Raw genomic sequence first — 20,831 nt, 5'->3', positions numbered from 1 at the left:
TAGTTGCAACCTGATTGCTCAATTACTTTCATGGTGTTGATAGCTAGATCATAAACTATTATTCTGACCATTCTTTCACATCATGAACGATCACATAGCCCGATTGAGTAACGGTGCGCAATGACTTAAGTACTTCTTTAATCTTTTCTTCGCTGTCAATAAAAGTGATGAGCAAGGGCACCTCGTCAAAACTGAAAAGATCATTAGGCCTACTTAGGTGACTGCCCTGTAGATAACCCAAACTTCCGTTAAAAGCAGTAGCGCTTTTTACCTGATGTTTGATTAGAAATTGCATAATAAATTCATAAAGAGGTTGACCTCCTAAAAATTCGTTTTTGTTAATGAAAATCTGTGCCTGTACCATGCTTTTGTTATTAGTTATTCATTGTTACGGTTGTCAGGAATAACCATTAATATCCGAAGGAAAGCCCCTTAAGTTGGATCGCTCCTTTTGTTACTACCTGGTCATTTTTTTCTAAGCCTTGCAAGACGACCAGGCGTTCGCCTATCTGTTGTCCTGTAGTTATAGTTTGTCTTTTGAATACACCATTACCTGCAACGATAAAAACATAATCTTTGCCATCTACTGTTACTAAGGATTCTTTGCTGACGGTCATATGGTTTCCAACATTCTTCAGATCGAACAGCACCTGTGCAAACATGCCAGCTTTCAGTAAGCTACTATTATCAAGCAAGCTTATGCGCAGCTTAACCATTCGCGTGGCGTTATCAACCACATCTGCAATGTCTTCTACCTGTCCTTTGAAAGTTTTATCCGGATAGGCAGAAAACAACACCTCGCAAGCGGCTCCCTCATGAATATTGCTAATTTGGTTTTCCGGAATATCGCATATCACGTATGCTTTACCGGCCGGTGCTTTTCGAAGCGCAGTCGGATCAAAACCGCCTTGTTTCAAGTTTGCTTCATACTGAATGAGTGATGCTTTTTCATTAGCGAGGTTGCTTTTTTCGAGGGAAAGTGCTGTCTGCGCTTCCAATACATCACGGCCCGTTGCCGCCCCGTGGTTCAATAAATCTGAAGCTCGGTCCAATTCGATTTCTTTCTGTTTCAGATTAATTTGCTGAATCTGATGAATATTGGTTTGGTGTTGTGCTAACGCCGTATAACTAGCGGCTAAGTCGGGATTGTCAAAAAGTACCACATTTTGGGATGCACCGGCTACAGAAGCTACGACGGTGGCGGCAATTTTTCCCGGAGCAGTATACGAGGCGGTTACAGAACCATCATAAACCGGCTCTGTTTGAAAGAAGTGCCTCATTGTACTATCCTTAAAGCTGATCGTTTGCCCATTATTACTTAAAATGGGTGCTTCAATACGTTCCAGTTTACTGTCTTCATGCGAAGCGCATGCTGTCCACAAGAAGGTGGATACTATTACATATAAAATCGGTTTCATCGCTAAATAATTCGTTTGTTTATTTTATTTCGGCTTGTTTTTTCGTTGAATGATCAAATCAGCCAGCCAACTGACCGATTAAGCCACTTGCATACAGTAATTGAATGTAACTTTGCCTGTAGAGTTGCAAGGCATCATAATATTGTTGTTGTGTTTCGAGCCAGCTACGTTGTGCTTCTAAAAAGTCGATCAGCGTGGTACCTCCTCGGAGATAGGCATATTTAACGTTGGCTAATATATGCTCTGCTTGTTTAAGCAGTCCATCCGTAAATTTATGCGTGTTTTGTCGTTGTGTTTGATAACTGGCATAGGCTGTCATCAATTCTGTTTGCGCTTTACTTTTTATCGCTGCATATTGTTGTTCTGACTGATCCTTAAGGATATATGCCTTTTTGATTTCACCCTGATTTCGGGAAAACAAGGGAAGGTCAAAGGTTACGGTAAAGCCTGCATAATTAATCGTGTTTTGTGGGTTCCACATAAATCCAAATTCAGGAACGGGTACCGCGAGGCTTCGTTGCAGGGAAATATTCTTATTAGACACATTAATCAATGACTGCGCGGCTCTTATGTCGGATCGATTAGCAAGTGCCTCTTGCAGTAGTGAGTCCAAGCCTAGATCGCCCTTTAAAGCAAATTGATCTGAAATATCGATATCATTAACTTGCGATCCGATTAAATAACTGAGTTCCATCAGTCGGTTGCTCAGGTCCTGTTCAGCGCTTTTAACCTTTAGTTCATATTCTTTTGCCAAGAGTTGCGTGCGCATAAAATCGGTTTGCGTTATCACCTGGTTTTTAAGTCGCACCTTGTTAATATCACTGAGCGAATCGATATTACTTTTGGCTATTTTCAGAATATCTAATTGCTTATGAGCGGTGTAAACTTCCATCCATTTGGAAGCAACCTCCGCAAATACCCCTCGTTCTGTTTCCTGATAATTCTTATTCGATAAATCAATTTGCTCTTTTGCTAAATCAATTTTTTTTTGGCGCTGACCTGCCAACTGAAAGGGTTTGGTAAGTGTAAAAAGCGATTGACGATTCAACGGATCAGACCACGAGGTACGGGGTGCAAAGTTTTTGCCTTGCGTGAGCTGAATGGTTTCATTGTGAAAGGATGGATTAGGCCGTAATGCGGCAGTGGTGCTGTCTGCCTGCGCTGCCTTAATTTGATAAAGCTCGGTTTTTAAATTTGGGTTTTGCGTTTTCGCAATATAAAGTGCCTCCCTTAAGCTAATGCTTTGCGCATTGGCTGCACCTAAACCATAAAAGCACAAAACTCCAATCATCCAAAAAAATCTTTGCATAATCATGATATTATTTCCATGCAAAGTTGGAAAACGTGTGTCTGACGAGCGGTTAGAAAGCTTTTATATTTTTATTAGAAAAATATTAGAAGGGGTTAAGTAGTTAAATAGTTGAGTAGGAAAAGTCCCGTGCGGGCTTAAAGCATACTGCGTATAGCTTAATGCTTACTATAAAGTCGAAAGCTGATTGCTGATTTCCGATGGCTAAAAAGTTGTAGTGGCACTGGCTCATGCCTCAAGCGTACTGCTTAAAGCCTATAGCCTATTAAACATGCGGTAACTTAACCTCGAACCGAGTGCCGCTACCTAAGATTGAAAATACACTTATTTCTCCATGGTGAAGATTAATAATCCGTTGAGAGAGCGCCATGCCAATACCATGACCGCTGGAGTGATTTTTATTCTGCCCTCTATAAAAAGGGATAAAAATTTTATGCAGGTCTTCGTCGGAAATACCGGTGCCGTGATCAATAAAATCAATGATTGCATGATTATTTTGGTAGGAGATCTTCACCTCGCAACTTTGATCTTCCGAAAATTTACATGCATTTTCCATGACATTCGTAAAAGCGACCTGTAGAAGATAGTTGTTTCCACTAATGGTGATTTCGTCTTCGCCGTCCGGAATCTCCGTGAAATCAATTGTAATATGATAGGAAGGAGCCTGTTTTTCCAATTGATGCTTTGCGTCCAATAGAATCTCGTCGATCCGAAGGGCTTTGAAGGATATTTGGGTGGGATCGTAACTTGCTTTTGCAAGATCCAGTAAGCTTGTTGTCAGCTTAGCTAGTGTTTGTGCATCTTTAAGAGTTAGTCGAATAGTCTGTTGATATTGTTCAATGCTTCTTGGTTTGTTGGAGGATAGTTCCAGTTCTGTGATGATCGTTGATAAGGGCGTTCTCACTTCATGAGCAATATTGGATACAAACTCTTTCTGGGCGTTGAAGGATTTCTCCAATCGATTAAGCATTTCGTTAAAAGTGATCGCTAATTCTGCTAATTCATCTTTGCCGCTGCCAACGTTGATTCTGGAATCTAAATTGCTGGCTGTAATTTCCTCCACATTCTCCACCATATCTGAAACGGGTTTTAACGCTTGTTCTGCTGAAAAGCGACCGGCAACGACGATCAACAACAGGGAGAGGCAGAAGGCAATAGCTAAATATTCCAGTATCGTGTTCAGCTTTTCTTCGCCATAACGATCGATTGCGGCCGCTGTAATGATATAGGTTTTATTGCTGTGTGTAAGTGTAAAAGCCGTAACATAGTAGTTATTGTATTTGTACCTGATTTCGCTATTTTTAACAATTGAGTCGAGCAATTGGGGTGTTTCTTTTACAATGTCTTTGTTCTCGGCATCGTGATAGATGAGTCGATACGATTCATCATAAATAGCCACCTCTTCGTTAATTACCCTTCGGGTATTATTAGCATATATCGTTTGCAGCACTTCCGGTTTGATATTCAGATCGAACAGAAAATAAACTTTTGTAATGGCGTGCTGTTTGATCTGATTGTAAAACTCGTCTTTTTGATCATTTGCAAAGGAAAGGTAAAAGAACAAAGCGAAGACTAAAAGGACGCCGGCCGACAGAAGCGAATATAAGAGGGTTAATTTATTCCTGATTTTCATCTCGATGCTTATTCAGTCTTGAAAATAAACCCCATTCCCGGTTTGGTATGTATATATTTTTCTTCAAAAGCTTTGTCAATTTTGTTACGCAAATAGTTGATGTATACATCAATAAAATTAGTCCCCGTGTCAAAAGTGGTATCCCATACTTTTTCTGCTATTTCAACGCGCGGGAGAACTCTTCCTTTGTTGCGGATCATATACTCTAACAGTTTGAACTCTTTCGGCGTGAGATTGATCTCAACGTTGCCCCGTTTTACGATCCGCGTATGTAAATTCATTTCCAGTTCGCCCGCCTTTAATATAGCAGTACTTGCTGAATTGCTAGCGGAGCCCCTTTTAAGCAAAACCCTGATTCTGGCCTCCAATTCTCTAAAATCAAACGGCTTAACCAGGTAATCGTCAGCCCCTGCATCAAAACCTTCCAATTTATCGTCTGTTGTTCCTAAGGCTGTGAGCATAATAATAGGCAAATCCGGGTAGCTTTCTTTAATCTCGCGGCATAGATCTATGCCGTTGATTTTAGGAAGGATAATGTCCATAATAATCAGGTCGTAAGCCTGTTGCCATACCAGCTTTTTACCCAGTATACCATCATAGGCCACGGTAGTTTTGTATCCCAGTTCCTCCAACCCGCGTTGAAGTAATTGAGCAATACGCGATTCGTCTTCAATGATAAGAATATGCATTATCCCGGGGTTTATTCGTTACAAACTTAACTAAAATTTGGATTTGTGAATAGTTGAGTTGCTGAATCGTTGAGTAGGTTTTATTCGTGTTGAATGATGAATTTTGGGTTGTGTCTGTGAGATTGGTTAAATGGGCGAGTAGAGGAGTAGTTGAGTAGGGGAGTTATCAATTAGCCAATGTGATGATGAACCGATGTGATGATGGGCTGGTGCGACCTAATGCCCGCAGCTTATAGTGTACGGCCATATTAGTAACAGTAGTTTTGCATTGGCACTAACCAAAGTTGATATCCGAAAGCTGATTGCTGACAGCTTAAGGCTTATTGCCTATGGCTTATAACTTGACAATTAGCCAATTTGATAACCGAACAAAGAGAGTTCAGAATACCTCCGAAATAAACAGAGAGTAAATAATAATGTCGTGGGAGCTAAAAGCTCAGGGTCTATGACTTACAGCTTATAACAAAAAAGCCCTCAATCGGGGAGATTGAGGGACTTTTACTAACCAATTATAAACCTAAATTATGATGACACAAAGGTAAACTGATTCATAATGAATTACAAGTCGTGCCGATCGTCTTTTGTTTCTTGAATTAATTATATCTTGATTTTCAGTCATTTGCTACATATCGGTGATAAACTTTGACTGGAAATGATAAACGTTATATCAATGTATAGTGAAATCGTTCTTTAACGACTCCACAAAGGGATCTTAAGGGGTAAATTTCGAATCCATATTAACTATAACATAATAAGAAAATAATAGGGACATAATAGGGACTTTATAGGGAAAATTCCTTAAAATATATCTATGAAATAATAGCTATTTATTTTTTTATGATAAACACTGGGTAAAAATAGGTATATTCGTAGGAACAACTATAAATCAAATGATTATGGCGATTATAAAAAATGGCATAAACGGTTCTTTTTTTGGCAAAGTAGGCAGTGTTATTGGTTACGAATGGAGAGGGATACCCGTAATGCGAGGTTTGCCCAAAAAGCGTACATCGCCTCCCTCAGAAAAGGAATTAGCGAATCGTGAGCGCATGCGTATCATGCAGAAATTCCTTCAGGATAGCAAAAATTTTATTGATTTAGGTTTTCAACTTGAAGCGAAAGCAAGGAATATGTCTGCATTTAATGCCGCGATGAGTTATAATAAAAAGTACGCAATAACAGGTAGCTATCCTGATCTCAAGATCGATTATGAGAAACTTCTTGTTTCAAAGGGTCTACTAATTACCCCAACCAATCCATCCGTTGCCTACGTCGAAGGTACGCTTCATTTTAAGTGGGATGCGGTGGCTGCGCCTACTAAAGTACGTACACTTTTATTTGCCTTCACAGAAGATCGGGAGTATATGAATGCCAGCTACGGTCTTGTTTATGGCGATTCAGGAGAAGACTTGTTGGAGTTTGATTTATCTGAATCAAATTATCCGAATGCGGTAAGAATTCATTCGTATATCGCATTTATAAATGTGATGAACGATGCCATATCCAATAGCGTTTATTGTGGCGTAATAGAAAGCTAAATCCTTATCTTTGCCGCATGTTTAGTAAAGAAGAAATTGTCGCTTCCTACCAACAGCTTCAAGATACTATCTGTAAGGGCTTAGAGGAAGCGGATGGGAAAGCATTTTTTGAAGAAGAACGTTGGACACGAGAGGGTGGGGGTGGCGGACGCACCCGCATCATACAGGATGGAAACGTAATCGAACGGGGAGGAGTGAATTTCTCCGCGGTGCACGGTAAGTTGCCGGAGAAAATAAAGGCTGCTTTTGATGTGCAGGAAGACGATTTTTTTGCAACGGGTGTTTCTATTGTCATTCATCCCAAAAATCCTTGGGTTCCTATTATCCATATGAATATCCGTTACTTCGAACTAAATGAGCAAACAAGGTGGTTTGGAGGGGGGATAGACCTAACACCGCATTATGTGATTCCCGAAGATGCTGCGTTTTTTCATAAACGATTAAAAGATATCTGTGATCAATTTCAAACGGATTTTTATGCTCGGTTCAAAAAATGGGCAGATGATTATTTCTTTATAAAGCACCGCAATGAAACACGTGGTATTGGTGGCATTTTCTATGATCGTTTGCAACCCGATAATAGCAAGCTAAGCTATGATCAACTCTTCGAATTTTCCAAAAGACTCGGCGAAGGTTTCGTACCTATTTATGCGGAACTGATCAAACGAAATCAAAACAAAGCTTTTACCCCAAACGAAAAAGATTGGCAGTTTATCCGGAGAAGCAGGTATGTTGAGTTTAACTTAGTGTATGATTCCGGTACCAAGTTTGGTTTGGAGACCAATGGACGGATTGAATCTATTCTTATGAGTTTACCGCCTCAGGCAAATTGGGTTTACAATTTCCAGCCAAAGACAGGTTCCGAAGAGGAGAAAACACTAAGGCTTTTAAAAAAGGATATTGACTGGGTAGGAAGCCATTAGTAGCATGGCAATAGGAAAGAAAGGAATGCCACTTACCAAATACAAGGCGAGACGGAATAAACGGAAAAACGGCAATCTTCGTTATTGACACCCCCGTGTCACGGTGGTCAATTCTCAAAGATTTTTATTATTTTCGCAAGCACTAAAGCGAAACTTTTTTTTAACGGACTAAACAAGTATGGCTGACGAAACAGAAAATGACGATAATTTGGTGCCGGCTAACGACCGGATCATACCTATTAGTATAGAAGAGGAAATGAAATCTGCCTACATCGATTACTCGATGTCGGTTATTGTTTCAAGAGCCCTACCAGATGTTCGGGACGGCTTGAAACCCGTCCATAGAAGGGTTTTATATGGGATGTTGGACTTAGGGGTTACCAGTGGAAAACCTTATAAAAAATCAGCTCGTATTGTAGGGGATGTATTGGGTAAGTATCACCCACATGGCGACTCGTCTGTTTATGATACAATGGTACGGATGGCCCAGGAGTGGAGTCTCCGTTATCCACTGGTAGACGGCCAGGGAAACTTTGGATCCATTGACGGAGATAGCCCCGCAGCGATGCGTTATACGGAAGCCAGGTTAAAGCGGATTGCCGAGGAAATGCTGGCTGATATAAATAAAGATACCATTGATTACCAATTAAACTTTGACGATTCGCTTCAGGAACCAACGGTTCTGCCGACCAAAATTCCGAATCTATTGGTGAATGGTGCATCAGGTATTGCCGTTGGTATGGCAACCAATATGGCACCTCACAATCTGAGCGAGGTAATTGATGGGACAGTCGCTTACATTGACAATCGTGACATTACCGTTGCCGAGCTTATGCAGCATATTAAAGCGCCTGATTTTCCTACGGGAGGCGTTATATACGGCTATGCAGGAGTACAAGATGCCTTCGAAACGGGGAGAGGACGAGTTGTCATGCGCGCTAAGGCGGAGATAGAGGTTTCCAAGAACGATAAAGAAACCATTATCGTAACCGAAATTCCTTACCAGGTTAACAAAGCGGAAATGATTAAACGGACCGCAGATCTTGTTAACGAGAAAAAAATTGAAGGAATATCTGCTATCCGGGATGAATCGGATAGAGATGGTATGCGCATCGTGTATGATATAAAAAGAGATGCAAATGCCTCTATTGTATTAAATAATCTTTTCAAATATACTGCCTTACAGACTTCCTTTAGTGTAAACAATATAGCACTGGTGCACGGGCGACCGATGTTGTTGAATCTTAAAGATATGATTCATCATTTCGTGGAGCATCGTCATGAAGTGATTATACGGCGTACCAAATTCGAGCTGGCTGAAGCCGAGAAACGGGCACATATATTAGAGGGTTTATTGATTGCTCTTGACCATTTGGACGAAGTTATCCAATTGATACGTTCTTCCGAAACACCGGAAGATGCACGCGTTGGTTTAATGGAAAAATTCGGTTTATCTGATATCCAAGCGCGAGCAATCCTTGATATGACGCTCAGAAGGTTAACCGGACTGGAACGTGACAAAATCAAAGAGGAATATGCGGAATTGATGAAAACCATTGAGTATTTGAAATCCGTACTGGCGGATGAAGGACTGAGAATGAAAATCATCAAGGACGAATTGCTGGAAGTCAAAGAGAAATTTGGTGACGAACGTCGTTCGCAGATTGTACACTCCGCAGAAGATATGCGGATGGAAGATTTTATCGATGATGAGGAAATCGTGATCACCATATCACATGAGGGGTACGTGAAGCGTACACCATTAACGGAATACCGCTTGCAGGCGAGGGGAGGAAAGGGCTCTTTGGGGTCTACAACGAAGGAAGAGGATTTTACGGAGCATATCATTACTGCTTCTGCCCATAACTACATGCTCTTTTTTACTGAGGCAGGTCGTTGTTTCTGGTTGCGGGCATTCGAAATCCCGGAAGGTACCCGTACGTCTAGAGGAAGAGCGATACAGAATATCATCAATATCCCGAAAGAAGAGAAAATTAAAGCCTATATCAAGGTGAAAAATTTGAAAGATCAGGATTATCTGGAGAATAATTTCATCATTATGTGTACAAAAGGCGGCACTATTAAAAAGACATCATTAGAAGCGTACTCGCGGCCAAGAGCAAATGGTATTAACGCTATCAATATTAATGAGGGTGATCAACTTTTGGAGGCATGTTTGACAAACGGTAACAGTGAAATCGTAATGGCGTTAAAATCAGGCCGAGCTATTCGCTTTAATGAGTCGACGGTGCGTCCAATGGGAAGAACAGCTACGGGCGTGCGTGGCGTAACGCTTGCGGGGCTGGATGATGAAGTTGTTGGCATGATTAGTGTTAATACAAATGATGCGACGATATTGGTTGTTTCTGAAAAGGGTTACGGAAAGCGGACGGATATTGACGATTATCGCGTAACAAATAGAGGCGGTAAGGGGGTTAAGACCCTTAATGTAACTGAAAAGACAGGGGTGCTGGTGGCGATCAAGGATGTGACCGATAATGACGACTTAATGATTATTAATCGGTCTGGAATTGTAATTCGTATTGCAGTTAGTCAGCTTCGCGTGATGGGAAGAGCTACGCAAGGTGTTCGCTTGATTAATTTGAAAGAGAATGATCAGATTGCATCCATTACAAAAGTTGACCACGATGAAGTAGAAGGTCTTGATGTCACAGAAACTAGTGTAGGGAATGATGCGTCGACAGAAAACGAGGGAGAAGTCGATAATTCTACAAGCGATAAAGGCCAAGACGAGACAAACGAATAGGCCTGTTTAGCGAGGTTTCAGGTAATATGGAATAACATATTGCCTGAAATTGAAGTGTTTAGTGACGGATAAGTGAGAAAGGATAACCAAGGCAAATGTAAACCTTAAATTTGAGTAGCGGCAAACATCCTGATTGACAAGCGATGCGAGCTTTAAAAAAGAACATATTAATGAAAAGTGATCTATATAAACATATCATCACTAGTACTGTGCTACTTGTTCTCTTCTGTACGCAACTGAGCTGGGCTCAGTCTAACCTTAAAGAGGGGAACAATAATTTTGCCCGGTATACGAAATCGGGCGATATTAAGGATTTGTTAGAGGCCAGAAAGTTTGCTGATCTTGCTTATAAAGAACGTAGAGATTCTGCTTCTTATAATAACACCTTGCTAAGGGGCCTTGTTTACAGCAGCTTGGCGGTAGCTGATTCAAACCGAACACAGAAGTATGTGAAAGACCCCATTGAAGAAGCCGAGTTCATGCTAAGCAGGTTGAATGATGAACAGCTGAATTACGAAAATGAGGCACAGATCAATTATTTGAAAAAACGGTTGGCGGCGGCTTATTTGATCCGAGCCAACCGTGCGCTGACGAATAATAATTACGAAGAGGCTTATGATCTTTTTGAAAAGGTCAATGCCTATAACAGTACGCCGAATACAAGACATAATTTGGCTTTATTAAGTGAGCGTTTGGATCGGCCGGATGACGCTGTTAAGTTATACAGTGATTTTATTGAGAATAAGTCATCTGCTAAACCTAGCTATATTCTGACTTTGGCTAAAATACATCTAAATAAAGGCGATAATAATGCCGCACAAAATGTATTACTGAAAGGACGGGAATATTTTCCTACCAATAAGGATATTCTTTTTGCTTTATTGAATCTTTATGCCGGTAACGGTGCTTATGATGCCATTGTAGTATTAGCCGATGAGGCGATTGCTATGGAGCCCGAAAGCGTTAATCTGAACTATCTGATCGGGTATGCTTATGAAATTACGGGCGACCGCGAGAAGGCCGAAAGTTATTATAAGCGGACGTTAGAGCTTGACCCCGATGATTATAATAGCAATTATGAGCTCGGTTTGCTGTATTTAAGAGATTTTGTAAAAGACCCCTCCGATTTGGAAAAGCAGTATGAAGCGCAACAATATTTATTAAAAGCAAACGAAATAGACCCGAATGCTGTTAATGCTTTAAAGTCTTTAGCTGTGCTATTTGATAAATCAGGAAACAGTGTTCAGCTCGAACGGGTGAACAGTCAGTTGAATCAAATGAATATGAACTAAAGCTTATTGCCTAATGAAGCGCCTAAAATAAGCTGACCTGGGAAGAGGCTTTGAAGCTTAACAAATAATAATCACTAAGAACACAAATTATAGAAAAATGAAAATTAAATCAATTTTATTAGCTACACTTTTATTGGGCTCAACCGTTGCCTTTGCGCAGAAAGGAGAGCTTAATAAAGCAAAAAGTAAATACAGTTCATTTGCTACCCTTACCGGTGGTGCTGTGGAGAATGTGCCGGAATTGGCAATGAAAGAACTGGGTGAAGCTAAGGAAGCTATTGATAAAGCCGCCACGCATGAAAAGACGAAGGATTTGCCGGAAACATGGACTTACTTGGCTTTGATCAACTCAGAGTATGCCATGATCAATCAAAAGTCAGGAAAGGCGGCAGAAGGGGAGGCCTCTTATAAGGCAGCGGGTGATGCTTTCTTAAAAGCAAAGAGTTTAAACGAAGGAAGTGATGATAAGGAATTGAAGGGAAATATGGACAGAGCTGGAAGCTTATTGGCCAATTACGAAATAGGTAACGGTGTAAAAGCATTTGAAACAAATGATTTTGCTTCTGCTTACACAGCCTTTAACAATGGATTGAAATATATGCCGGGGGATTCTATTTTAACTTTATATGCCGGTATTGCTGCTCAAAATAATCAACAATACGATGATGCGATCAGTAAATTTAAGACGTTAATTCCAAAAAGCTCGGATGCTTACCTCAATTTATCAGATGCATACCTAAAGAAAGGCGATACAGCATCGGCGGTTAAATACATCGATGAGGCAGCTACGAAGTTTCCGGATAGTGCAAAGATTATCAATCAGAAAATTGTGTTGAATATCACTACCGGCAATAGCGAGAAAGTAATTAAGGATATTGAATCTCAAATGGCTGCGGATCCGTCCAATGGGGAGCTTCCTTTCTTCTTAGGTTATGCATACGAATCCACAAAACAGCCTGATAAAGCATTGGAAGCGTATAAGAAAGGTATTGAAGCGAAACCGGATGACGCGCGTAACTATGGTGCAGCGGCAGCTATTATTTTAAATAAGGCACGTGATATATACAACGCAGCCAGCAGCATTCCAACAAATAAAGAGGCGGAATACAAAGCCAAATTACAAGAAGCCTATACTTTAGCTGATACAGCGGTACCTTATTTGGAAAAGGCTACTACGCTAGATCCAAAAACGAAAGGTTATTGGGAAAATATGCGTTTTTATTACCAGTTAAAAGGTGATGAGGCTAAAACGAAGGAAATTACGGATAAATTAAATGCGCTTTAAGAAGCTGCATTAATCACAAAAAAAGCTGTTCCCCATCAGGAACAGCTTTTTTTGTGATTAAAGTATCAAGTATCAGGACACCTGCCTACCGGCGGGCAGGTAAGTATCAGGTATCAGGACTTCCTATCTTATGTTTTACGTCCGATGTCTAACATCGCGTAATTCATCACTCATCTACAAACTAAATAATCCCCTCATTCAAAAGATCATGTAAATGGACAATACCATCATATTGATTATTGCGGACTACCAGTAATTGGGTGATATGATTGTTTCGCATCATATTGAGTGCATGAACGGCCAGCTCATCGTATTGAATCACCTTGGGGTTATTGCCCATGATATCTTCGGCCTTTAATTTCCCGATATCCTGATTCGACTCGAGCATTCTACGGATATCGCCATCGGTGATAATCCCACTTATTTTTTTATCGTTCACGACGGCAACAGCACCTAATCGATTTTTGGTTATTTCCACCAGGACAGCTTTAATAGGCGTATCACTTTTCACCTCGGGCTTTGCATTCTGGCGCGCTAAATCGGTTACTTTGAGATATAAGCGTTTCCCTAGCGCACCCCCCGGATGATACTTAGCAAAGTCGTCATTTGTGAAAGATCGACATTCCAGAAGACAAATAGCGAGCGCATCGCCCATAGCCAGCTGGGCCGTTGTGCTGGTAGTTGGTGCCAGGTTCAAGGGACAAGCCTCTCTGGACACGGTCGTGTCCAGTATAAAATCGGCTTGTTCAGCCAAATATGATTTTGTATTTCCAACCATTGCGATTATCTTTGCGTTGGAATTTTTAAGCAGTGGTACAAGCACTTTAATTTCCGGAGTATTTCCGCTCTTAGAGATGGCTATTACAATATCTTCTTGTTGTAGCATCCCTAAATCTCCGTGAATGGCGTCTGCCGCATGCATGAAAATTGCCGGTGTTCCTGTAGAGTTCATGGTGGCAACAATTTTCTGTGCGATGATAGCACTTTTACCTATTCCTGTAATAATTACGCGGCCCTTTATATCGAGTATGGCATGTACGGTGTTGATAAAATCTTCGTTGATATTTTTTGTCAGTTTACTGATCGCTTCGGCTTCTAATGTAAGTGCGGAAATGGCAATATTTTCAATGTCGGATTTGGTTTTCACGGATATTTTTTATTAATTTTAGTAAGAATTAAGGCAAATTTATGTTATTTTAAACATTAATAGACATAAGCCTTTCTTTAATTTTTCGGAAGGACAATGGAGATAGAAAAAACATTATTTGACAATTTGCAGAATTTTTTTGGTTTTGATACTTTCAAGGGAGATCAAGAGGCGATAATAACCAATATTCTGCAAAAGAAGGACACGTTTGTAATAATGCCAACCGGTGGCGGAAAATCAATATGTTATCAGTTACCGGCGTTAATGAGTGAGGGAACCGCTGTTGTTATATCCCCATTGATTGCACTGATGAAGAATCAAGTAGATCAATTAAGGGCATTTGGAGGTGCAGATAGCATTGCTCATTTTCTAAATTCATCGCTCAATAAAAGTGAAATTACAAGGGTTAAACAGGATGTACTGGATGGGAAGACAAAACTTCTATACGTAGCACCTGAATCCCTCGCAAAAACAGACAATATTGAATTCCTGAAATTAATTACCGTTTCGTTTGTTGCTGTCGACGAGGCACACTGTATTTCGGAGTGGGGACATGATTTCAGACCTGAGTATCGCAAGATAAGGCAGGTAATCAACGGGATAGGGGAGAATATCCCGATTATTGCTTTGACGGCTACAGCCACCCCGAAGGTACAATCTGATATACGGAAAAATTTGCAAATGAATGATGCGACCTTATTCAAGTCCTCATTCAATCGGCCTAATTTATATTACGAGGTACGACCTAAGAAAAATGTCGTTAAGGAAATTGTAAAATTTATAAAAAATAACCCTTCCAAATCCGGTATCATCTATTGTTTAAGTCGTAAAAAGGTGGAAGAGATCGCCGAAGTGCTTAATATTAATGGTATTTCCGCTCTTCCTTATCACGCGGGTTTGGATGCAAAGACAAGAGCTGAGACACAAGATAAATTCCTGATGGAGGATGTCGAAGTTATTGTAGCAACCATTGCTTTTGGTATGGGAATTGACAAGCCGGATGTCCGTTATGTTATTCACCATGATATTCCAAAAAGCATGGAAGGTTATTACCAAGAGACAGGCCGTGCCGGACGCGACGGAGGGGAAGGCGTTTGTATTGCCTTTTATTCGGAAAAGGATATCGAAAAATTAACTAAATTCATGAAGGATAAACCGGTTTCTGAAAGGGAAATCGGTACCCAAATATTGAAGGAGGTGATCGATTACTCCGAATCCTCTGTGTGTAGGAGAAAGCAGATATTACATTACTTTGGCGAGAACTTCAATGAGGCCGGCTGCAATAACATGTGCGATAATTGTAATAGCCATCGTACGCAATTTGATGCTGAAGAATCGTTGCATAAGACTTTATCCTTTATCAAAGAACAGGGAGAAAAATTTGATGACTTTCATATTACGAATGTGATGATCGGTCAAAATAACCAGCCTGTGTCTTCTTACAAACATGATATTCATCCTTTTTTTGGTACTGGAAAAGAGCAAGGGGTGATCTATTGGAAGTCTTTGCTTAGGCAGGCGGTATTGAATAACTATTTATACAAGGATATTGACAATTATGGATTGCTAAAGTTAACCAAAACGGGGGCAGACTATATTGAAAACCCCTATAGTGTTAAGTTTTACTTGAATAATCCAATGGAGAAAGCAGACGAAGAAGGGGATGAGACACCGGCACAGAGTGGAGGTGCTTTGGATACACAGCTCTTGCAGATGCTTAAGGACCTGCGAAAGAAAATTGCAAAAAGTAAGGGACTTCCTCCATTCGTTATTTTTCAAGATCCATCGCTGGAAGAAATGTGTACGCATTATCCGATAACTTTAGACGAATTGAAACAGATCCATGGAGTAGGGGCGGGAAAGGCTGCTAAATTCGGGAGTCAGTTTGTTTCGCTAATCAAAAGCTATGTTGAGGAGAATGATATTGATCGTCCGGTAGACTTGGTTATTAAAGGAACGGCTAATAAGTCGGCTTTAAAGGTTTCCATTATTCAAAATATTGATAGAAAGATCGGTTTGGATGATATTGCTTCTGCTAAAGGGCTGTCATACGAAGATGTATTAAAGGAGGTGGAATCCATTGTTAATTCGGGTACCAAATTGAATTTAAACTACTTTATCGATGAAATGATTGATCTTGACCGTCAAGATGAGGTTTTCGACTATTTCCGTACAGCTGAAGTTGACTCTATTGACGTAGCACTAAAGGATTTAGGAACCGAAGACTATACTTTTGAGGAAATACAACTCATGCGAATTAAATTTATGTCTGAGTTGGGGAATTAGTCGATAGTAAAAAGTCGAGTGGTTGAATAGTAGATTGATATAGTTAGCGAGTAAGGATTAGCCTCGTGCGAGCTTACAGCTTATAGCCTACAGCTAGCTTGCGTCTTGTGCAACTGACAACTTAAAACTTAAAACGAAAGAAATGACAATAAACACAATAGCTGGGATCAAGCATACGGATTCCGGCAATTTTTTTCTAATGGCAGGCCCATGCGCCATCGAGGGAGAAGACATGGCTTTGTCGATAGCAGACAAAATTGTAGGCATTACTGACAAACTGAAAATTCCTTATATTTTCAAAGGTTCCTATAGAAAGGCAAACCGTTCCAAATCTGATTCTTTCACAGGAATAGGTGATGAAAAGGCATTAAAAATCCTAAAAAAGGTACGGGATACGTTTGGCGTTCCGGTTGTTACTGATATTCATGAAACACATGAGGCCGCGATGGCCGCCGAGTATGTGGATGTCTTGCAAATTCCTGCTTTTCTATGTAGACAAACGGAATTGTTAGTCGCTGCCGGAAAAACGGGTAAAGTGGTTAATATTAAAAAAGGACAGTTTTTATCAGCTGATTCCATGCGGTTTGCGGTTGACAAGGTTATCGAAACCGGTAATCAACAAGTAATATTAACTGATAGAGGGAATACCTTTGGCTATCAGGATTTGATTGTAGATTTCAGAGGAATCCCTACAATGCGATCGTTTAACGTTCCCGTAGTGATGGATTGTACGCATTCATTGCAACAGCCGAATCAAGCATCCGGCGTAACGGGAGGAAAGCCGGAACTGATTGGCACCATAGCCAAAGCGGCCGTAGCGGTAGGCGCCGATGGCTTGTTTATTGAAACGCATCCCGATCCTGCTAACGCTAAGTCGGATGGAGCTAATATGCTGCACCTGAATTATCTGGAAGATTTGTTAATACAACTGACCCGAATCAGGGAGGCGATTAGGTAGCTATTGTTGTTGCTGGTTTCCCATCAAGTTGGTATCTTCATAGCCGGCTATAAACAGGGGATCGCGTCTTTTTACTGCGTTCGTTTGCTCGAATAGCTTTCCGTCTTCATAGTGAATGGATACACGAACGGAAAGCGATTGATGGCAATTACCACGGAAAGTACCTTTAACCGGTGAGCAATCTTTGAAGTTTCTTCCTATTGCTAATTTAACGTGATAATTGGTTACCCATGTGTTATTGGTTGGGTCAATACCGGCCCATCCAAACTGTGGTATATAAGCTTCAACCCAAGCATGGGTTGCACCTTCACCGCGCATCCCGGTTTTGTTTGGACAGATGTAACCACTTACATATCGGGAAGGGATCTTTAAAGTTCTTAAGATTTGAAGCATTACGTGCGCAAAATCTTGACAAACGCCTGCTTTGTGCTGTAATATTTCGTCTACAGTCGTCTCAATGTCCGTAATACCCTGAACATATTTGAAATGTTTAAAAATGTAACTGCTGCATCGTTCGATGGTTTCAGCAACACTTAAACCTTCGTTTGTCAATTTAATTACAATCCCGTCGATAAGGTGTTGATTCCGTATTTTTTCCGGTTTTGTCAGTTCAATTAAATTCAAATTGTTAGTTGTTTCATGATGGAGTTGTTCAAAACCGCTATGAAAATTTACCTGAATTAGATTCGATGAAGTGGTGCGAACTGTTAACTGATTTTCGATAATAAGCTCCTGATGCGGATGTAGGATTGAAAAAGTAGCGACTTTATTTTTCCAATAATCTGTATAAATATGAAGGATCGGGGAGAAGCTGATGTTGAGTTCTTGATTCAACAGCTCTTGCTCTTTGCAGATGAAAGGAAAGATCCGTATCTCATTAATGCTCTCAATAACCGGATTTTCGTAGGTGTACCTGGTGATATGGGAAATGGTGTATATTGCCATGATGAATCTTTTAATAGGAAAAAAATAACAGTTTGAGTTTGGCGTTGAAGTCTTGTAGCTTACGTTTAAGCTCTAAGAAGAAAGATTGGATATCCGTGGATGGTAGCGATGCGGGATCCATAAAGCGTATGCGACTGTGAATTCGCCCGAAACTTCGTAACAGTTCAGGTACTTCAGGATTGGTGTTTTCCTTCACAAGTACGGCTAACGATCGTTCAATCTGATTTAGGCAATACAATACCGAATGTGGAAAATCCGCATTAAAGATGACCTGATGGAGAATTTGTTGATTGTGTTTGGTGCTTCGATAGGTTTTTAGATATGCTTCATAACCCGCAAGAGATAAGAGGAGAAATCTCCAACTGGTGATATCAAGTTCCTTGTATAAATCGTAGTTATGAAGCGCACATTGTTTATCGGTTAATATAAGAGTTTCGATTCCTCTTTCAACAAATTTGCCGAGCTTCATGACGTTCCATCCGATTCCTCTTTGCATCGTTACATCTGCAACACCTGCATACATCATGCTGTGCTTTAAAAATAAATCGATAATCTCCAACGCGTCTGCACTAGCAAGTTTTAGTTTTACGAAAGGCCGGTTGATAAGATGATAAATGGAATTAACTTCTTCCCAAACTTCTCGAGTAATATGGTCTTGTATACCACGGGCATTTTCACGTGCTTTTTGAATGATGTTCTTCGCGGAATTTTCGTTGTTGTTATCTAACAGCAAATAATGAAGTGCCGCATAGGTGTCGTTTTCAAATACCTGAGCCTTATCCTCCGGTAAATCAGTATATACCTGCAAAATCGGTTTCCATGTTCCACTGTTGATGTTCTTATCTAAAGAATAGATATAATGAGTTCTGGCAACACGAAGCATTTCTTCAACGCGCTCCATATATCTACTTAACCAGAATAATGAATCTGCAATGCGACTTAACATATCGGATGATTAATTAGTCAATAATCCACGTGTCTTTACTACCTCCACCTTGCGACGAATTTACAACAAGCGACCCTTCCGTTAAGGCAACGCGAGTCAAGCCTCCGGGAACTAATTTGATTCCCTGTGGACCGTATAAGGCATAAGGGCGAAGGTCGACATGGCGAGGTTGAATCTTGCCATTAATAAAACATGGAACCGTACTTAATTGAATAATGGGCTGGGCAACATAATTGCGGGGATTTTTTTCAATCTCGCTTTTGGCTTTTAGCCATTCTCGTTCGCTGATCGCGTTTCCCATAATCATACCATAGCCGCCCGATTGATTGGTGTTTTTTATAACGAGGTTATCTATATTTGAAATAGCATATTTAAGCACTTCCGGATCACTGAGCTGATAGGTAGGAATGTTGTTTAATATCGGCTCTTCATTCAGGTAATATTTAATCATTTCGGGGACATAAGCATATACTGCTTTGTCGTCGGCTACGCCGTTTCCCACTGCATTGACGATAGCCACATTGCCTTTCCGGTAAGTACTCAGTAAACCAGGCACGCCAAGTAAGCTGTCTTGCTTGAATACGAGTGGGTCCAAAAACTCGTCATCCACTCTTCGATAGATGACATTTACCTGTTTAAGACCTTTGGTCGTTTTCGTGTATACTTTATGATTATCGACTACCAAATCCCGGCCTTCTACAAGATCAACGCCCATTTGTTTTGCCAGGAAGGTGTGTTCGTAATAAGCCGAATTAAAAATCCCAGGTGTTAATATAACTATATATGGATCAGATACTTGAGAAGAAATCAAGTTAAGTAAAACTTCATGTAAGAGCGTAGGGTAGTGGGTAACGCTCCGAACATTCGATGAGGATAAAATATCAGGAAAAATTCGCTTCGTTACTTCACGGTTTTCTAACATGTAGCTCACCCCGGAAGGCGTACGAAGATTGTCTTCCAATACATAAAATTTGCCATCGCTTCCGCGTATCAAATCGATCCCGGAAATGTGAACATAGATATCGTAAGGGACCCTGATACCGTAAGCTTCTCTGGTATAATGTGGGCAACTGGCAATTAGCTCCGCAGGAACGATACCGTCACGTAATATCTGTTGTTCATGATAAATATCCTTTAGAAATAGATTTAGCACTTTTAAACGCTGAATAATGCCCTTTTCAATTTCTTCCCATTCAGCACCCGTGATAATCCTGGGGATAATATCAAAAGGAAAGATGCGCTCAATTCCTTCATTATTGTTGTAAACTGTAAAAGTAATGCCTTGATTTAAGAACAATTCTCCCGCTAAACGATGCCGATTGCTCATGCTATCCACGTCAAGGTTTTTAAGCATCGAGAAAACATGACTATATTGATGACGGATGTTTTTAGAGTCATACATCTCATCCCAAGTATTTTCATGATACACATATTCGTTCAGAAAATGATCATTTGACATATATTCTTATTTTTTGCTAATTTTAAGCAAATAAAATCGCATTTGCAATAAAAATATATCAATATAAGCCGAAAAAAATTGAAATAATTTAAAAATATCATTTTTCTTACGTTTTTCATTTAAAAATTAAACTAAAAAATATGTGAAAAAAGCAAATACACATACAGAATTGATATTGTATTTTTTTACTTATTAAAATCATTAAAACATAATAGATAATAATAAAATATTTCTAC

The 20,831-nt window shown here is 40.2% G+C and carries 16 protein-coding genes; 7 read left to right on the top strand and 9 right to left on the bottom strand.

Translation table 11 applies throughout. From position 1 onward, the window contains the following. Positions 1 to 58: 58 nt before the first annotated feature. The 5 genes from E0E36_RS22130 to E0E36_RS22110 form a co-directional block, all read right to left on the bottom strand. A complete protein-coding gene (locus E0E36_RS22130; protein WP_130857794.1) occupies positions 59 to 364 on the bottom strand; it encodes a DUF190 domain-containing protein in 306 nt (101 codons plus the stop codon). 46 nt (positions 365 to 410) lie between these two features. Beyond that, on the bottom strand, positions 411 to 1,418 hold the full coding sequence (locus E0E36_RS22125) for an efflux RND transporter periplasmic adaptor subunit (RefSeq protein ID WP_130857793.1): 1,008 nt from the start codon (positions 1,416 to 1,418) through the stop codon (positions 411 to 413). 58 nt (positions 1,419 to 1,476) lie between these two features. Then, positions 1,477 to 2,727, bottom strand: coding sequence for a TolC family protein (locus E0E36_RS22120; protein ID WP_130857792.1), 1,251 nt, complete (start codon positions 2,725 to 2,727; stop codon positions 1,477 to 1,479). A gap of 265 nt (positions 2,728 to 2,992) precedes the next feature. Further along, the gene (locus tag E0E36_RS22115) at positions 2,993 to 4,360 is read right to left on the bottom strand and encodes a HAMP domain-containing sensor histidine kinase (RefSeq protein WP_130857791.1); all 1,368 of its coding nucleotides are present in this window, start codon (positions 4,358 to 4,360) and stop codon (positions 2,993 to 2,995) included. 8 nt (positions 4,361 to 4,368) lie between these two features. Next, positions 4,369 to 5,049 (bottom strand): response regulator transcription factor, encoded by a 681-nt coding sequence (locus E0E36_RS22110; RefSeq protein ID WP_013666616.1) that lies wholly within the window; start codon positions 5,047 to 5,049, stop codon positions 4,369 to 4,371. Positions 5,050 to 5,945: 896 nt separating this feature from the next. Between E0E36_RS22110 and E0E36_RS22105 the strand changes: the two genes are divergently transcribed. The 5 genes from E0E36_RS22105 (at position 5,946) to E0E36_RS22085 (ending at position 12,854) form a co-directional block, all read left to right on the top strand. Next, the gene (locus tag E0E36_RS22105; RefSeq protein WP_130857790.1) at positions 5,946 to 6,587 is read left to right on the top strand and encodes a DUF6266 family protein; all 642 of its coding nucleotides are present in this window, start codon (positions 5,946 to 5,948) and stop codon (positions 6,585 to 6,587) included. 17 nt (positions 6,588 to 6,604) lie between these two features. Beyond that, a complete protein-coding gene (gene hemF / locus E0E36_RS22100) occupies positions 6,605 to 7,510 on the top strand; it encodes an oxygen-dependent coproporphyrinogen oxidase (RefSeq protein ID WP_130857789.1) in 906 nt (301 codons plus the stop codon). A 178-nt stretch (positions 7,511 to 7,688) separates the two neighbouring features. Continuing rightward, positions 7,689 to 10,277, top strand: coding sequence for a DNA gyrase subunit A (gene gyrA / locus E0E36_RS22095; RefSeq protein WP_130857788.1), 2,589 nt, complete (start codon positions 7,689 to 7,691; stop codon positions 10,275 to 10,277). A gap of 170 nt (positions 10,278 to 10,447) precedes the next feature. Then, on the top strand, positions 10,448 to 11,569 hold the full coding sequence (locus E0E36_RS22090) for a tetratricopeptide repeat protein (protein ID WP_165447047.1): 1,122 nt from the start codon (positions 10,448 to 10,450) through the stop codon (positions 11,567 to 11,569). Between the two features lie 97 nt (positions 11,570 to 11,666). Next, complete coding sequence (locus E0E36_RS22085; protein WP_130857786.1) at positions 11,667 to 12,854, top strand: tetratricopeptide repeat protein; 1,188 nt, start codon at positions 11,667 to 11,669, stop codon at positions 12,852 to 12,854. Between the two features lie 181 nt (positions 12,855 to 13,035). Here the strand turns inward: E0E36_RS22085 and E0E36_RS22080 are convergent, their stop codons facing one another. Then, positions 13,036 to 14,001, bottom strand: a complete 966-nt coding sequence (locus tag E0E36_RS22080) for a KpsF/GutQ family sugar-phosphate isomerase (protein ID WP_013666623.1) — start codon at positions 13,999 to 14,001, stop codon at positions 13,036 to 13,038. A gap of 96 nt (positions 14,002 to 14,097) precedes the next feature. On the opposite strand from E0E36_RS22080, the gene recQ reads away from it, so the two are divergent. Both recQ and kdsA read left to right on the top strand, forming a co-directional pair. Continuing rightward, positions 14,098 to 16,287 (top strand): DNA helicase RecQ, encoded by a 2,190-nt coding sequence (recQ, locus tag E0E36_RS22075; protein ID WP_130857785.1) that lies wholly within the window; start codon positions 14,098 to 14,100, stop codon positions 16,285 to 16,287. Between the two features lie 142 nt (positions 16,288 to 16,429). Next, the gene (gene kdsA / locus E0E36_RS22070; protein WP_130857784.1) at positions 16,430 to 17,245 is read left to right on the top strand and encodes a 3-deoxy-8-phosphooctulonate synthase; all 816 of its coding nucleotides are present in this window, start codon (positions 16,430 to 16,432) and stop codon (positions 17,243 to 17,245) included. On the opposite strand, the gene E0E36_RS22065 is transcribed toward kdsA, so the two are convergent. From E0E36_RS22065 to E0E36_RS22055, 3 genes are read right to left on the bottom strand one after another with little or no spacing between them, the layout of a single operon-like run. After that, the gene (locus E0E36_RS22065; RefSeq protein ID WP_130857783.1) at positions 17,246 to 18,190 is read right to left on the bottom strand and encodes a transglutaminase family protein; all 945 of its coding nucleotides are present in this window, start codon (positions 18,188 to 18,190) and stop codon (positions 17,246 to 17,248) included. It abuts the gene before it with no gap. Between the two features lie 10 nt (positions 18,191 to 18,200). Then, positions 18,201 to 19,136: an alpha-E domain-containing protein gene (locus E0E36_RS22060; RefSeq protein WP_013666627.1), complete on the bottom strand. Its 936-nt coding sequence runs from the start codon at positions 19,134 to 19,136 to the stop codon at positions 18,201 to 18,203. A gap of 13 nt (positions 19,137 to 19,149) precedes the next feature. Beyond that, on the bottom strand, positions 19,150 to 20,595 hold the full coding sequence (locus E0E36_RS22055; protein WP_013666628.1) for a circularly permuted type 2 ATP-grasp protein: 1,446 nt from the start codon (positions 20,593 to 20,595) through the stop codon (positions 19,150 to 19,152). Between the last annotated feature and the right edge of the window lie 236 nt (positions 20,596 to 20,831).

It is taken from the genome of Olivibacter jilunii (genome assembly GCF_900607235.1).
Classification (GTDB): Bacteria; Bacteroidota; Bacteroidia; order Sphingobacteriales; family Sphingobacteriaceae; genus Olivibacter; species Olivibacter oleidegradans.
This window is presented reverse-complemented; position numbering and strand designations above follow the sequence as displayed.